The following is a 15,334-nucleotide window of genomic DNA, read 5'->3' on the forward strand; positions in this document are numbered from 1 at the left end:
AGAGAAGTCTACCATAGGAAAGGAGGAGAGCTCGAATGAATATCATGTTCGCCAGCCATACGTATATGGGCAGCCCGTTCGTCGTCGGCTCCCACCATTTATCGAGAGAGATGGAGAAGTTGGGCCACTCCGTCATTCATGTGAGTACTCCGTTAAGTCCTTTCCATCTATTGAAATGGAAAGACCGCGATATCCAAGCGCGCTTTCGGATCTTACAGGGCAAACAGGTCGAGACGACGGCCGTGGTCAATTCGGTGCCGATGTCGCTGCTGCCTTGGGAGATCGCCGGTCCGATCTTCAAACGGACGCAAAAAAACTGGATGCTTCCCGCGATCAAAAAAGTCATGCGCGAGCATGAGATGAACAACGTGGATCTGCTGTTGATTGATCAGCCGCGTTTCGTCGGGCTGGAGAAACTCGTTTCTCCGAAAGTGACCATCTATCGTCCGACGGACATCTACAGCAAAATGACGGGCGACGCTTCGATCGCTTCGGCCGAGCGCAAGCTGATGTCCGTCGTCGACGGGCTGGTGTCCACTTCGGGACCCGTGCTGAACGAACTTCAAGAATACAACCCCGCCGTGCCGACCTTGCTGCTCGAGAACGGCGTGGAATACGATCATTTCTCCGCTCCCGCCGAAGAGCCTGAAGATCTGAAGCCGATTCCCGGGCCGCGAGCCGTCTACGTCGGCGCGCTCGACGAGCGGTTGGATCTCAAAGGCTTGAAGCTGCTCGCGCAGAAGCTGCCGCACGTCAGCTTGGTCATTATCGGACCGGTCGGCGAAGAAACCAAGCGCGACTTCGCGCAATATGCCAATGTTCATTTCCTCGGAGCCAAGAAATACAAAGTCGTACCCGCTTATCTCCAGTACTCGGACGTAGCGCTGCTGCCTCTGAGCAACCATGCCGCCAACGCGGGCCGCAGTCCGATGAAACTCTACGAATACGCGGCGGCCGGACTGCCCGTCGTCGTAACGGAAACGCCCGAACTGCTTCGCCGACAAGAACGGTTCCTGCATTTTTACCGCGATAGCGAAGAGCTGCCTCTGCGAGTAGAGGAGGCGCTTCGCGCGCCGAGAGATGCGGGGGCGATACGCGATATGGCGAAGAAACATGCTTGGGAGTCCAAAGTAAATACGCTGCTGGACTTTATCGACAACCTGTAAGCGCAGATTTGCAATCAAAGGAGTGGCGAGATGTCTTCATTAAAAAAGAAAGGGATCAAGGCGGCAAAATGGTCAAGCATCGCGACGATCGTGACGATCGTGATTCAACTGCTGCAATTGGTCGCATTATCTCGTCTGCTTAACCCGATCGACTACGGCCTGATGAGCATGACGATGGTCGTCGTGGCAGCCGCGGTGAATCTGACCGACGCCGGGATCTCGAACGCGATCATCCATCGCCAAGACGTTACCCGAAACCACCTATCGAGTCTCTACATATTAAATCTGGTTACGGGCGCGTTTATTGCCTCGATCATTTTCTTCTCGGCTCCCTTGGTCGCCTGGTTCTACAATGAACCGGCTCTGGTAACGCCGGTACGTTGGATGGCGCTGCTGTGTCTGCTGCCCGCCTTCGGCCAGCAGTTCGAAGTCTTGTTCCGCAAAGAATTGAAGTTCGACAATATCGCCAAAATTCAGATTGTCGCTTACTTCGTCGGCTTCGTACTGGCGGTCGGCGGCGCGGCCGTGGGACTGGGCGTCTATGCGCTCGTGATCTCGAACTTGGGCAACGCGTTCGTGAAGTCGATTCTCTTGATGATTCAAGGATGGAGAAAATGGACGCCGCAGTTTCATTTTGCTACCAAGGATTTGAAAGGATACCTAAGTTTCGGGGTCTATCAAATGTCGTCCAACGTCATCCAGTCGCTGATGTCCAATATCGACTACATCATCATCGGACGTCTATACAGCGCCCAGACGCTCGGCTACTATTCCTTCGCGTTCCAGCTCTGCACCATGCCGGTGCTGAAGCTGACGCCGCTGATCAATACCGTCAGCCTGCCGCTGTATGCCAAGATGCAAGACGATCTGGCCCGGCTCAAAAGCGGATATATCAAGACCATCCAGCTCGTCAGTTATCTGAACGCGCCGATCTATATGGGATTGCTCGTGACCGCGCCGGTATTGGTTCCGTTCATTTTCGGAGCGAAATGGGAACCGAGCGTCATCCTGATTCAGATTCTGGCCGTGGCGATGCTCGCGCGTTCGTTGACCGTGCCGATTCAGCCGCTGCTGCAATCCAAAGGCCGTACCGACATGTATTTCCGTTACACGCTGCTGGGCATGTGCGTTCAAGTGCCGGGCTTGGCTATAGGCACGTTCTACTGGGGCATCATGGGGACCTGCATCGCTTACGTGCTGATCCAATTGGCGATGATCGTCATTCAGTACCGCTACGCGATGCGGCGCATTCTGGGACCGTGTCTGCGCGAATATTTGCGAAGCATGGCGCCCGGTCTCGCTTACGGACTGATCATGGTAGCCGGAGTACTGGTGATCAATTACTTGTCTATGGCGGTTTTCTCCCAAGAGGCGAATTTCGTGATCCAAGTCGCCTGCGGAGCGTTAATCTATTTTGCCGTTATCTTTCTTTTTAACAAAGAACTGTTTCAAAACATCAAAAACAGGCTTATAAGTAAAACTAAGTTAGCTAAATGACGGTAGAAGCGTTAAAAAAGCTTACACACATTAAGGGAGGGCATCAACTATGAGTAAAGTCAAAAAAGCAATCATTCCGGCGGCCGGCCTGGGAACGCGTTTCCTGCCCGCAACGAAGGCTATGCCCAAAGAGATGCTCCCGATCGTGGATAAGCCGACGATCCAGTACATTGTCGAAGAAGCGATTTCTTCCGGCATCGAGGACATCATCATCGTAACGGGACGCAGCAAGCGCGCCATCGAAGACCACTTCGACAAGAACATCGAACTGGAAGCCGACTTGGAAGAGAAGAACAAAGAAGAGCTGCTGAACATCGTGCGGGAAGTGACCAATCTGGTCGAGATCCACTGCGTGCGTCAGAAAGAACCGCTCGGACTCGGACATGCCATCTGGTGCGCCCGCAAGTTTATCAATAACGAACCGTTCGCCGTACTGCTCGGCGACATGATTATCGACAGCGAGGTGCCTTGCCTCAAACAAATGATGGACGAACAAGCCCGTACGGGCGGCAACATGATCGCGGTCGAAGCGGTACCGTGGAAAGACGTCAGCAGCTACGGCGTCATCAAAGGCGACAAGCTCACCGATCGCATGAACCTGATCACCGATCTGGTGGAGAAACCGAAAACGGACGCGCCGTCCAATCTGGCGATGATCGGCCGTTACATTCTCGAACCGGAAATCATGGATATCTTGGAGCATCAGACGCCGGGCGTCGGCGGGGAGATCCAACTGACGGACGCGCTGAAGCAGCTCGCCGAACTGTCGAGAATGTACAGCTTCCGTTACGACGGCACGCTGTACGATGTGGGCAGCAAGATCGGCTATCTGAAAGCCAACGTGGATTTCGCGCTGAAACGCAGCGGTCTCGGCGACGAGCTTCGCGATTACCTGATCGAAAGCTTGATCGGCGATCCGGCCGCAGCCGCAAACAAAGAAAACCTGAAGATCGTCTAAGACGATTCCGATAAGACGAAAACGAACTAAATCGAGAGAACGGAGGCGCAAGCATGAAACTGGTACTGCTGTCCGGAGGTTCGGGTAAGCGGCTGTGGCCCTTATCGAACGATGCAAGATCGAAACAATTTCTGAAGGTTCTGGAGAACGAACGCGGCGAGATGGAATCGATGGTGCAGAGGGTCTGGGGACAGATCCAAGGAGCGGGCTTGGCCGATTCCACCGTGATCGCGACGAGCAAAGTTCAGGTCGAGATCCTTCAAAACCAACTCGGCAGCGTGCCTATCATCGTAGAGCCGGAACGTCGGGACACTTTCCCGGCCATCGCGCTTGCCGCATCCTATCTGTATTCGCAAAAGGTGTCTCTGGACGAAACGGTATGCATCCTGCCGGTCGATCCTTACGTCGACGATCGTTTCTTCGATCGCATCCGCGATCTGGAACACGCGCTGCACGCTTCCGGAGCCAATCTGGCGCTGATGGGCGTCAACCCGACTTATCCTTCGTCCAAATACGGCTATATCGTGCCGGAAGCCGAAGGAGGCGGCGAAGACTTCAAACGCGTCGCCCGCTTTACGGAGAAACCGAGCGAAGATCGGGCGGAACGCTTGATCGAGCAGGGCGCGCTGTGGAACTGCGGCGTATTCGCCTTCAATCTCGGCTATATGATGGATCATCTGCTGCGCCACGGTCTTCCGATGCAGTACGAAGATCTGCTCGCCCGCTACGCGACGCTGGAGAAGATCAGCTTCGATTACGCAGTGGTCGAGAAAGAAGACAAGATCGCGGCGATCTCTTACGACGGTTACTGGAAAGATCTCGGCACGTGGAACACGCTGACCGAGAATATGGGCCTTAAGCAGATCGGCAAAGGCACGATCAGCGACGACTCTTCCAATACGCATCTGATCAACGAACTGGATATTCCGGTCACGATCATCGGCGTGTCCGACGCGATCGTCGCGGTCAGCCCGGACGGCATTCTGGTCTCCGACAAAGCGACCAGCCCGCGCGTCAAAGACATGGTCGAAGCGGGACAGCGCCCGATGTACGAGGAACGGCGTTGGGGTTGGTACCGCGTGCTCGATTACTCCAAATTCGAAGACGGAAGCGAAGTGCTGACCAAACGAATCGGCTTGAACGCCGGTCAGAATTTGGGTTACCGCAAACATATGCACCGCGCCGATACATGGACCATCATCAGCGGCGAAGGCATCTTGGTCAAAGACGGTTCGATCAAGCCGGTCAAAGCGGGCGACGTGGTCACGATCGAGCCGGGAACGTACCACTGCCTGAAAGCTTTCCATAACATGGAATACATCGAGGTGCAAAAAGGCGCCGTCGTGCAGGAAGAAGACTTCGAAGAAATGTTCAGCAGTTGGCAGGATATCGAACGTCATTGCGTTTCGGATAAAAGAGCGGCTTACGGCCGCAGCGCGTTATGAAACGGTGGGCGAAAATTACGATCTCCGGCGCTTTGATCTTGGCTTTGGGCGCCGGAGGCTATGCCTATTCGATCTACCGCCCCGTCGTCGAGACGATGGACGCCATCTATGAACCGCTCGAGTCGGACAAGACCGCCGGAGTCGGCGATCCGTCCGGCCGCGGCGGCGGTTTGGTCGCTTCGCTCGGCAGCGAAAGCGCGAAAGAAGCCGCGCAAGCGCTTCCCGCCGATCTGACGGAGAGCAAGCCGTTCAATCTGCTGGTCTTGGGCGTGGACGAACGGGAGAACGACGTCGGGCGTTCGGACGCGATCATGATGCTGTCGGTCAATCCGGACAAACATTCGATTCTGATGTTCAATATTCCGCGCGATACCCGTACCGACATTGTCGGGCACGGAACGGTCGACAAGATCAATCACGCTTACGCGTTCGGCGGCGTCAACATGTCCGTCGATACGGTCGAACAGTTCCTCGGCGTTCCGGTCGATTATTACGTGAAAGTCAACATGGAAGGGCTGGAGAGAATCATCGATATTCTCGGCGGCGTCACCGTCGACAATCCGTTCGAATTCTATTTCGAAGGAACGACTTATGCCAAAGGCCCGATCGAGATGAACGGCCATGAAGCGCTGATGTATTCGCGGATGCGCTACGACGATCCCAAAGGTGATATCGGACGCAACGATCGGCAGCAGTTGGTTCTGTCCGCTCTGATCGAAAAAGGCAAAAGCATCTCGAACCTGACCAAAGTCAATTCGCTGCTGGATGCGGTCAAAGACAACGTCAAGACCAATCTGACCAAAGACGACATGATGGATCTGGTATCCAAATACCGGACGGAGATCGACACGGTGGACAAAGACGAAGTGCAGGGAAGCGGCAAGCGGATCGGCGGCATTTATTACTATATGGTCGACGATGCCGAAAAAGAACGAATCCGGACCAAGCTGCTGGAGCAAATGCAAAGCGGCGGCTGAACCGGGGCGAGAAACGGAGGATCGGCAGGCATGGCAGTCAATTTGTTTTTTATCCCTCATCAAGACGACGAAGCGCTGACGTTCGGAGCGGGCATCCGCAACCACCTGAACGTCGGCGACGAATGTCATGCGATTTTGTACACGGACGGCTCGGCTTCCAACGTTTTCCGGCAGCTTAACGGCGAGACCCGAAGCAGCATGCACCGCAAAATGCTGAATCCCAAGCTCGAAGGATATTCGCCGCTCGATCGAACGGACCTGATCCGTTACCGCAACGACGAGTTTCTGCGTTCTTGCTTGGCGTTAGGCTTGCCCGCGGAGAACGTGCATTTCGTGCAGCGGCTCCAGGACGGCACGACCACGGTCGAGAGCTGCGAAGCATTGATCCGCGAATTCGCGGACCGTTACCACGGGGCGAGAGTCAAGACTTTTACCGATTTGGGCGGCAATCACCGGGACCATGCCAATATGGGAACGGCGGCTTTGAATCTGTATCGTCAGGAGAAGATCGCGGATCTGCGGATGTACGTCGAACCTTATAATCTGCGTCAGGCCAAGAAAGCCAAGCGCGGGCTGCAAGTCCACAAAGAAAAGCCGGAGAGCCATCGGGAAGCGGTCGTGGCATCGCTGAGCGAATACAAAAAGTGGAATCCGGCGCTCGAACAATTCGCGATCGGCTACCATTCGGTCCGCAAAGAGATCGATTCGGCGATCGCCAATCCGGTTTCCTATTATCACAAACCTTATTGAAGCAGGGACGTGAGACCACTAATCCGAAAAGGAGCTGGCAGAAATGGGGAAAATTCTGATTGTAGGCGGTCAGATGGAGAATAAAGGCGCGCAGGCCATGACGTTTACCGTAATCAACGAGATCAAAAAACGCCATCCGGACAAGGAAATTCTGGTGAACTGCATCGACCCCGATCGCGGCTACGCGTTCGACATCATCAAGATCGGCAAAAAGCTGAAGATCGAGATGCTCGGCGGACTGTTCGGCACATTGGGCAAACTGGTTCCGAACGCCGACCATGTCAACGTGACGCGGGCGGAAATGGAGCGGATCATGAAAGACACCGACATGATCGTCGATATCAGCGGGTTCGCGTTATCTTCGCAGTTTACGATCCGCCATTCGGTCAATTACCTCGTGAATATCATGTTGGCCAAAAGGTACAAAGTGCCGATGGTGCTGATGCCGCAATCGTTCGGTCCGTTCGAATACGAAAGCAAATACAAATCGATCATTATGGCGCTGATCAAAAAATACATCACTTACCCGACCTACATATATGCGCGGGAAGACGAAGGCATGCAGTTCCTGAGCCGGTTCACGACGCATAACCTGAAGCGTTCGATGGATCTCGTGCTTCAAGGCAGCAGCGACTACGACTTGAGCGTCTTGTTCAAGCCGGGCGCTTACAAGCCGAACGAACGCGTGAACGTCAAAGCGAACTCGGCCGCGATCGTCCCGAACGTCAAAACGATGAAATACGGTTCGCGCGAAGATCTGCTCCGCGTCTATCGCAAAATGACGGACCATCTGCTCGAACGCGGCATGAACGTCTACCTGCTGCGCCATTCGACGGAAGATCTGGAGATTTGCAAAGGGATCAAACAAAGCTACCCGAACGACGAGCGCGTCGTGCTGCTCGAAGAAGAATACGATTGTATCGAAATCCATCATATTCTGGAGCAGTTCAAGTTCGTCGTGGCGTCCCGCTACCATTCGATCGTTCATGCTTACAAAGACGGCATTCCGGTATTGGCGCTCGGCTGGGCGACCAAATATCAGGAACTGCTCGGACGTTTCGGCCAAAAAGAATATATGTTCGACGTCCGCGATCTGGCGCATGTGGAACGCGATATCGAGCAGAAATTGGATCTGATGATCGCTCGCCGCGACGAAGAAGCCGAGCAGATCAAAGCGACGACGGCGGAAATCCAGAGCCGTACGATATTCAGCGAAGTGTTCGGCGAACTGCCGCTTGCCGAGTCGCCCGCGGAAGAAAGCAAAAGAGAAGCCGAAGAACTGGAAGACGCCACGCTCCAAATCGGATAACAGGGCGTCGATCGGGCAGGGGGCTGCACAAAAAAACCTTTACCTCCGGGGTAAAGGTTTTTTTGCGCGCGGCATCCGATCGAGACGAACGAAGAAGCGAATAGGCAGGCGGCCGGATTCTGTGATACCCTTACGAGTAAAGCGGAGTAAAGGAGAATGCAAACATGCAGCAGTTATTTATCGGAGACCTATCGCTCAGCGACGGCATCATCGAATCGGTGATGCTGTCGGAATCGTCGGCGCGCGTGGAATATCGGCTCTGGGACGGAACGCGGGCGATTTTACGCTTCGGCGGAGTTCTCGGCGCGCGGGACCGCAATTCGGCAGGGCAAGAGGTCGAATCGTTGGAGACGGACGACGTTCCGCTGCTTCAGATCGCGCCGAGGGATCCTTTCGTCACGGAACTGTTGGAAGAACGAAAAGAAGGACGTGCGGCGGATCTGGCTCGCTTTGCTTTTATCGGTTCGTGGACGATGAAGCCGATCTTGGAGATTTACGCCGAAGAAGTCGAAGCGCAGCGCATATGATCGGAAAGCGGAAGGTTAGCTGGAATTTATTACATGCGGTTACGAGGTTTAGGAGAGCTTAAGCGCGGTTATTTTACTTTATATTTCATTCTTTCAATCCGAAGGAGATGGGAGAAATGTCGATAGACCGCTTCATCTGGACCAAGCTGAGCCGCGTCGCCAGCGACCGGACCCGACACAATTTGGCGAAACTGCTGGCGATTCGTATCCGCAAAGCGGAGCAGGCGGAACAAGCCGAACGCGTTCTGCGTTCTTGACAAAACCGCCGCACGAAAAAGGAGGTTCCTCTCGGAACCTCCTATTACGCTGACCGCAAATAAGGTTAGGTATCTGGAATGGCATGCGGTCAACTCACTATTCGTTCTTCGCGCCGGCTACGGCTTCTTCGCATTCGCAATCTTCTTCGGCAAGCTGCATCTCGGCGGCTTGGCATTCTTCGAGCTGCTGCGGGTTCTCGATCCATTCGTCCGACCAACCTTGAATGCATTCGATGGTCGATTGGAGCGCCCGGCCTTTGTCCGTCAATTCGTATTCGATTCTTACCGGAGTCTCCGCGTATACGTGGCGCACGACGATCCCTTCTTTCTCGAGATCTTTGAGACGCTCGGACAGCAGGCGTCCGCTTACCGGAAATGCCGATTGAATATTGCAGAAACGCTGCGGTCCCGAGAGCAGGCGATAGATGATCAGACCGTTCCAGCGCTGCGACAGAATCTGCATGCCTCGTTCGAAACGAGGACAAAGCGTTGAATTTTTCATTGCGTTCACCTCCAAACTTTCCGCAGGAAAGTCACCCTTGCAAGTTCCCTTAATCCTCTTGATTATATCACGAATTGTAAGCCTAGTGCGGATTTCCTCATTATTTTATGTCGGATCGTGAAATTTCGGAAGGTTCTTTCCTTTTCGGTAGCTGCTCTTTATAAAAAGCGTTTGCGTGACGAAATTAAATAATGAACGATTAGTGTCGTGTACGACCGGAAGCCGGCTTTTTCGGATCCGAACTTCGAACGGTTTGCGCGCGCCCGTCGATCCGACTATAATTAAGCGAGCTTGCTTAAGAAAGAGGGAAAATTCATGAATATTCTAGACGCGCTTGTACTCACCATCCCTTATCTCAAAAAGATAACCAAAGAAGATTTCATGATCGGCATTACGGACACGCAAAAGTTTCTCTATTATGCGCCATCTTCGGATTTGGATTTCGGTCTTACCGCCGGAGCGCCGATTCCCCCGGATGATGCCAATTTGCGAAAAGCGTTGACCGGACAGCTTTCCAGCACCCGGCTCCCGGCTTCGGCTTACGGCGTGGAGTTGGAAGCCAAAGGCATCCCCGTGTACGACGAGAGCGGCAAAGTCGTCGGAGCGCTGGCGGTCGCGTATACGATGAAGACCGAAGAATTCATTCACGGCTTCGGGGAGCGCATGGAGCAGGTCAGCCGTTCGTTGACCGACTTCGTCGCCTCGATCGCCGCGCAGTCGCAGCAGCTTGCGGCCGCCACGACCGAAATTCGCGAGAATTCCGGCCGCGCCGTGACCGATGCGCGCGAAGTCAACAAAGTGACTTCGTTTATTCGCGAGATCTCCGAACAGACCAATATGCTCGGCTTGAACGCGGCGATCGAAGCGGCGCGCGTCGGCGAGCTGGGAGCAGGTTTCCAAGTCGTTGCCAGCGAAGTTCGCAAACTGTCCGTCGACACGAAAAAAGCGACGCAAAACATCGAACAGGCGCTCAACAACGTGCAGAGCAGCATCCTGCGCATGGAGCAGGAGATCACGTCGATCTCCGAAGCTTCCAACGAACAAGCGCAGCTGCTGGGCGAGTTCAGCGGCTTGACCGACCGCTTGACCGAATTGAACGCGGAATTCGCCGAATTTGCTCGTCAGGCGTTGGACGAACGGACGCGCCTTAACTGATCGGCTCTCGTTTAAGGGAAGGCGACTTCGCCGCCCTATGGCAGCGGCCCGATGCATCGCGGGAAACCGCAAAAAAAGACATTCCGAATTCGGAATGTCTTTTTTATGTAGCCCGATACGCGTTCTTAGTACAGGGACAAAGCCAGCGTGTCGCTCTCGCGATACGAGTGCAGGATCGCTTCCGAACCTACGATTTCGATACTGATCAGGGAACTGATGCAGTTTTTCAAAGCACGTTTGCCGTTAGTCAACTTATTATCTAATGCGCTGGTCAGCAGTCTGAGCATTTTCTGAGCGGGTTGTGTATTCTCGGCGTCAATGTAAACGGGGACCAGTTTTTCTTGAACTGTAATCGTCGTCGTTTTCACTACAATCACCTCATGTTTTTTTATCCTTGCTTGTATTATAAACTAGCTTCCTTAAAAACAAATTAAAAAACGCTTAAATTTCTTCGTAAGAGTTACTATTTTCTTGGTTTTTTTCGTGTTTTCCGCTCCCTCCTTACGATTATTCCGTCATATCGGCTGCGATCGCCGTTCAAATTTACTAGTTGTTTACCCTGAGCAGTAGGTTTATGAAAACCTTTTTACGGGAATAATTAAATGATTTTCGTAAATCGCCTGAAAATTTATCATCTGATTGAACAATAAAGGGTTTGGGGTAAAGAATAACTTGATTAGGACGGTCGCCGGGTCGTTTCGGCAGGGCGCGTCGTCCGGAACAAACGAATAGAAACGAAGGAGGGGATTGCGATGTCGGCACCACGTTTTGAAGGCAGGACGGTAATCGTCACCGGCGCCGGTTCGGGAATCGGTCGGGCGGCGGCGCTGAAGTTCGCGAGCGAAGGCGCGAATGTGGGATTGTTCGAACTCGATCCCGAACGCGCGGAATTCGTTCGGGGAGAATTGGAGAGCATTCGCGAAGGATCGGCGTTGGCCTGCCCGGTAGACGTATCCGATGCGGCGGCGATGGAAGAAGCGTTCCGCTCGGTCGTCGAACGTTTCGGCGGATTGGACGCCGTTTTCGCCAACGCGGGCATCAACGGAGCCAAAGGACCGATCGAACATATGGAACTGGACGAGTTCCGCAAGACGATCGACGTTAATCTCGGCGGCATGTTCCTCTCGGTCAAGCACGCGATACCTTATATGAAGAAAAGAGGCGGAGGCAGCATCATCATTACCAGCTCCGTCAACGGCAACAACCGCTTCTCCAGCATTGGGATGTCGCCTTACAGCACGTCCAAAGCCGGTCAGGTCGCTTTTGCCAAGATGGCGGCGCTGGAATTGGCCCGCTACCGGATTCGCGTCAATGCCATCTGCCCCGGCGTCGTCGCGACCAATATCGACGAGACGACCGAGGAAGACGCTCGCATGGAAGAGATCGCCATTCCGCTCGAGTTTCCGCGCGGGGGCGATCATCCGCTGGCGGGGAGGCACGGTCTGCCGGAAGAGGTGGCGGACTTGGCCGTTTTCTTGGCTTCGTCCGAGTCCCGGCACGTGACCGGAACCGCCATCACGGTGGACGGCGGAGAATCCTTGTTGTTCTGAGCCGATAGATTTTCGGATACTCGGCTTCGGATGCGGCGCTCCGCCGCGGAATCCGAAATCGTTTAATATCGGGCTGAGGCTCATTCGGGAAAAGTTTTCCCCGAATGAGCCTTTTTGCTCGGCGCTCGGGTCGGGTATAATGGAACGACGAAAACAAATCGGGAATTCGGGAGGGAATCTTATGGGATGGTTATCGTGGCTGGCGGAACAGAAGATCGAAGAAGCGATTCGAAACGGAGAATTCGACGATCTGCCGGGTATGGGCAAACCGATCGAGTTGGAAGATTTGTCCGGCGTGCCCGAAGAGCTCCGGGTTCCTTACCGGATTCTGAAAAACGCGGGCATGCTGCCTGAAGAACTGCTGCTGCGCAAAGAATGCGTGGAATTGGAAGACCTTCTCGCGGCCTGCCGCACCGAAGAAGAACGCGCCGAAATCGGCGGTCGTCTAACGGCCAAACGTCTTAAACTGCGAATGGTCGAAGAAGAGCGGGGCTGGAGCGGCGGAGCTTATTCGCAGTACGCGGACAAGATTCGGGATCGGCTGGACGGAAAATAACGCAAAAACGCGGACGCCGGTCGGTAAACGGGGCGTCCGCGCTTCGTATCGAGTCCGATCGACGCGGATCTTTAGATATCGGGGACGTCGACGACGACCGCTTCGCGCGGAATGCGCGCCAGGTCGAAGCTGTCGATCAAGTCCGAGGCCGCTACGGCTTCGGGCCGGTCGATCAAGCCGCTGACATAAGCGAGCCAACCGACGAGCTTCCTCGGATCGGTCCCGCGTTCGCGGTAAGCGGAAATCGCGATTCCGCCGTGGCGTTTGGCCAACCGTTTGCCGTCCGGCCCGTTCAGCAGCGGAACATGCAGAAATTCCGGCGCGGGAAGACCGAGCGCTTCGTAGAGCAGAATCTGTCTCGGCGTCGAGTCGAGCAGATCTTCGCCGCGAAGCACGTCCGTGATTCGCATATCGGCATCGTCCAACACGACGGAGAGCTGATAGGAATACAAGCCGTCCGCGCGCCGCACGACGAAATCGCCTCCGCTGCCCGGAGGAAAATGCTGCGGTCCGGCGATTCCGTCGACGAATCGGACTTCCCGGCCTTCGGGCAGGGCGAAACGCATAGACGGTTCTTTGAGCTGCGCCCGCTGCGCGCGCTGAGCCGGGGTCAAATGCCGACAGGTTCCCGCGTAAGCCGGGCCTTCGGAACTCAGTCCGTGAGGCGCGCTTGCGGCCGACAAGATATCGCCGCGGCTGCAATAACACGGGTAAACGAGACCCGACGCTTGAAGCCGTCCGAATGCTTCTTCGTAGCGTTCCAGACGTTCGCTTTGGGTGTAAGGCGCGTAAGGGCCGCCCACGTCCGGACCTTCGTCCCAATCCAGCCCCAACCAGCGCAGATCGGTCAGCGCGAGCCGCGCCCATTCGTCGCGCGAGCGCGCGGTATCGATATCTTCCATGCGGAGCACAAATTCGCCGCCCGACGAGCGCATATGCAGCCAAGCGATCAGCGCGGTGCGCGCGTTGCCCAGATGCATCATGCCCGACGGCGTCGGAGCGAAACGTCCTCTTTTCATCATCGTTCACTTCCTTAAACGGTCAAATGGATAACGGACTCCGCGAATGCGGCGGAGTCCCGACGTTCTTTGCCTTCGGAGGGAGAAGACGCATAAGTTCAGCATAACGCCGGCGGCTCCTTTCTGGCAAGGCGGCGCGTTCTACCACGAAATTCAGAAGAAAGATCGGAAACGGAGTGTGCAAGATGGAAAAAGAGCACGGATCGGGATCGACGCCGAAAAAGAACCGGACGAACGCGGGGAATACGCCCGAACTTCCGGTCGATTCGGCGCTGCCGGAATTGAAAAACAGCTTGGCCCGCAACCGCCCGGCGATCTTGATCGCCCAGCCGGGCGCAGGCAAAACGACGCGGGTTCCGCCCGCGCTGCTGGACGAGCCTTGGCTGAACGGGCGCAAGATTCTGATGCTGGAACCTCGGCGATTGGCAGCCGTGTCGGCCGCGGACTATATCGCGGAATCGCTCGGCGAGAAAACGGGCGGACAGGTCGGGTACCGGATCGCGCTCGACAGCCGTTCGGGTCGGGAGACGCGGATCGAGGTCGTCACCGAAGGGATTCTGACGCGGATGCTCCAGTCCGATCCTTCGTTGGAGGAGGTAGGGCTTTTGATCTTCGACGAATTCCACGAGCGGAACCTTCAATCCGATCTGGGACTGGCGCTTGCGCTTCAGAGCCGCGCGGTCCTGCGCGAAGATCTGCGAATCCTGATCATGTCGGCCACGATCGATCCCGAACCGGTATCGCGCGTATTGGGCGGAGCGGATATCGTTCGCAGCGAAGGCCGAACGTATCCGGTGCGGACGACGCATCTGGGCGTCGCTCGCGAGCTTCCGCTCGAACGCCGGATCGCGCAAGCGGTGCGCCGGGCGTGGGAAGAAACGGACGGCGGAATTCTCGTATTCCTGCCGGGGGTGCGCGAGATCTCGCGCGCTCGCGAAGAGCTGGTCCGCGGAGGCGGATTGGCCGGAGCGGATATTCTGCCCCTGCACGGGGGGCTAAGCCGCGAGGAGCAGCGCCGCGCGGTCCGCTCTTCCGCGGACGGGAAGCGGAAGATCGTGCTGTCGACCACGCTGGCCGAGTCCAGCATCACGGTCGACGGGGTGACGGCCGTGGTGGACAGCGGCCTGATCCGCACGCAGGTCTTCTCGCCGCGTACGGGCATGTCGCGGCTGGTCACGCTGACGGAGTCGCTCGAATCGGCGGATCAGCGCCGAGGACGGGCGGGACGTACCGCGCCGGGCGTCTGCTACCGGCTGTGGAGCGCGGAAGAAGAACGCGGCATGCCGGCCGCGCGGGTTCCGGAAGTCTTGCAGAGCGATCTCGCTCCGCTGGCGCTCGAATTGGCCGCGTGGGGCGTCCGCGAACCGGCGGAGCTGGATTGGATCGATCTGCCGCCGGAAGCGGGCTATGGGGAGGCGCGGAATCTGCTGCGCCGCCTGCACGCGCTGGACGAGAACGGCGCGATAACGGCCGAAGGCCGCGCCATGAGCGTGCTCGGCGTGCATCCGCGCCTCGCGCGCATGATCCGCCGCGCGGCCGGCTTCGGCCCCGGCGCGCTGGCCTGCGCCTGCGACCTCGCGGCGCTGCTTCAGGAGCAGGCGTCCGCGCCGGCGCCTTCCGGCGGCGCCGTCACGGACGCCGTCTCGCTCCTGCCGCGCCTCGAGGC

16 protein-coding genes are annotated in these 15,334 nt (G+C 56.2%); 13 read left to right on the forward strand and 3 right to left on the reverse strand.

What is annotated here, in order from left to right; genetic code table 11:
* Positions 1 to 35: 35 nt before the first annotated feature.
* From CDO73_RS24705 to CDO73_RS26910, 9 genes are all read left to right on the forward strand, one after another.
* Positions 36 to 1,166 (forward strand): glycosyltransferase, encoded by a 1,131-nt coding sequence (locus tag CDO73_RS24705; protein WP_088491165.1) that lies wholly within the window; start codon positions 36 to 38, stop codon positions 1,164 to 1,166.
* A 30-nt stretch (positions 1,167 to 1,196) separates the two neighbouring features.
* A complete protein-coding gene (locus tag CDO73_RS24710; protein WP_088491166.1) occupies positions 1,197 to 2,663 on the forward strand; it encodes an MOP flippase family protein in 1,467 nt (488 codons plus the stop codon).
* A gap of 49 nt (positions 2,664 to 2,712) precedes the next feature.
* The gene (gene galU / locus CDO73_RS24715) at positions 2,713 to 3,621 is read left to right on the forward strand and encodes a UTP--glucose-1-phosphate uridylyltransferase GalU (RefSeq protein WP_088491167.1); all 909 of its coding nucleotides are present in this window, start codon (positions 2,713 to 2,715) and stop codon (positions 3,619 to 3,621) included.
* A 53-nt stretch (positions 3,622 to 3,674) separates the two neighbouring features.
* Positions 3,675 to 5,066, forward strand: a complete 1,392-nt coding sequence (locus CDO73_RS24720) for a sugar phosphate nucleotidyltransferase (RefSeq protein ID WP_088491168.1) — start codon at positions 3,675 to 3,677, stop codon at positions 5,064 to 5,066.
* Positions 5,063 to 6,043, forward strand: a complete 981-nt coding sequence (locus CDO73_RS24725) for an LCP family glycopolymer transferase (protein ID WP_088491169.1) — start codon at positions 5,063 to 5,065, stop codon at positions 6,041 to 6,043. Before CDO73_RS24720 ends, CDO73_RS24725 begins: the two co-directional genes overlap by 4 nt.
* Positions 6,044 to 6,073: 30 nt before the next feature.
* Positions 6,074 to 6,793: a PIG-L family deacetylase gene (locus CDO73_RS24730; protein ID WP_088491170.1), complete on the forward strand. Its 720-nt coding sequence runs from the start codon at positions 6,074 to 6,076 to the stop codon at positions 6,791 to 6,793.
* Positions 6,794 to 6,836: 43 nt separating this feature from the next.
* Positions 6,837 to 8,102 (forward strand): polysaccharide pyruvyl transferase family protein, encoded by a 1,266-nt coding sequence (locus CDO73_RS24735; protein ID WP_088491171.1) that lies wholly within the window; start codon positions 6,837 to 6,839, stop codon positions 8,100 to 8,102.
* A 164-nt stretch (positions 8,103 to 8,266) separates the two neighbouring features.
* Complete coding sequence (locus CDO73_RS24740) at positions 8,267 to 8,629, forward strand: hypothetical protein (RefSeq protein WP_088491172.1); 363 nt, start codon at positions 8,267 to 8,269, stop codon at positions 8,627 to 8,629.
* A 116-nt stretch (positions 8,630 to 8,745) separates the two neighbouring features.
* Positions 8,746 to 8,886: a hypothetical protein gene (locus CDO73_RS26910; RefSeq protein WP_179218830.1), complete on the forward strand. Its 141-nt coding sequence runs from the start codon at positions 8,746 to 8,748 to the stop codon at positions 8,884 to 8,886.
* A gap of 97 nt (positions 8,887 to 8,983) precedes the next feature.
* On the opposite strand, the gene CDO73_RS24745 is transcribed toward CDO73_RS26910, so the two are convergent.
* Entirely contained in the window at positions 8,984 to 9,388 is a 405-nt protein-coding gene (locus CDO73_RS24745) for a winged helix-turn-helix transcriptional regulator (protein WP_088491173.1), read from the reverse strand.
* Between the two features lie 315 nt (positions 9,389 to 9,703).
* On the opposite strand from CDO73_RS24745, the gene CDO73_RS27375 reads away from it, so the two are divergent.
* Positions 9,704 to 10,543, forward strand: coding sequence for a methyl-accepting chemotaxis protein (locus CDO73_RS27375; protein WP_088491174.1), 840 nt, complete (start codon positions 9,704 to 9,706; stop codon positions 10,541 to 10,543).
* Positions 10,544 to 10,668: 125 nt separating this feature from the next.
* Here the strand turns inward: CDO73_RS27375 and CDO73_RS24755 are convergent, their stop codons facing one another.
* On the reverse strand, positions 10,669 to 10,911 hold the full coding sequence (locus CDO73_RS24755) for a hypothetical protein (RefSeq protein ID WP_373447081.1): 243 nt from the start codon (positions 10,909 to 10,911) through the stop codon (positions 10,669 to 10,671).
* Between the two features lie 384 nt (positions 10,912 to 11,295).
* Here CDO73_RS24755 and CDO73_RS24760 point away from each other — a divergent pair, with 384 nt between their 5' ends.
* Positions 11,296 to 12,093, forward strand: coding sequence for an SDR family oxidoreductase (locus CDO73_RS24760; protein ID WP_088491175.1), 798 nt, complete (start codon positions 11,296 to 11,298; stop codon positions 12,091 to 12,093).
* A gap of 181 nt (positions 12,094 to 12,274) precedes the next feature.
* Positions 12,275 to 12,649 carry a DnaJ family domain-containing protein gene (locus tag CDO73_RS24765; RefSeq protein ID WP_088491176.1) on the forward strand — a complete coding sequence of 125 codons (375 nt, stop codon included), beginning with the start codon at positions 12,275 to 12,277 and terminating at the stop codon, positions 12,647 to 12,649.
* A gap of 71 nt (positions 12,650 to 12,720) precedes the next feature.
* Here the strand turns inward: CDO73_RS24765 and gluQRS are convergent, their stop codons facing one another.
* On the reverse strand, positions 12,721 to 13,668 hold the full coding sequence (gene gluQRS / locus CDO73_RS24770; protein WP_088491179.1) for a tRNA glutamyl-Q(34) synthetase GluQRS: 948 nt from the start codon (positions 13,666 to 13,668) through the stop codon (positions 12,721 to 12,723).
* Positions 13,669 to 13,853: 185 nt separating this feature from the next.
* Here gluQRS and hrpB point away from each other — a divergent pair.
* On the forward strand, positions 13,854 to 15,334 hold a 1,481-nt coding region (hrpB, locus tag CDO73_RS24775), incomplete at its 3' end, for an ATP-dependent helicase HrpB (protein WP_088491177.1).

The organism is Saccharibacillus sp. O23 (assembly GCF_002205895.1).
Lineage (GTDB): Bacteria > Bacillota > Bacilli > Paenibacillales > Paenibacillaceae > Saccharibacillus.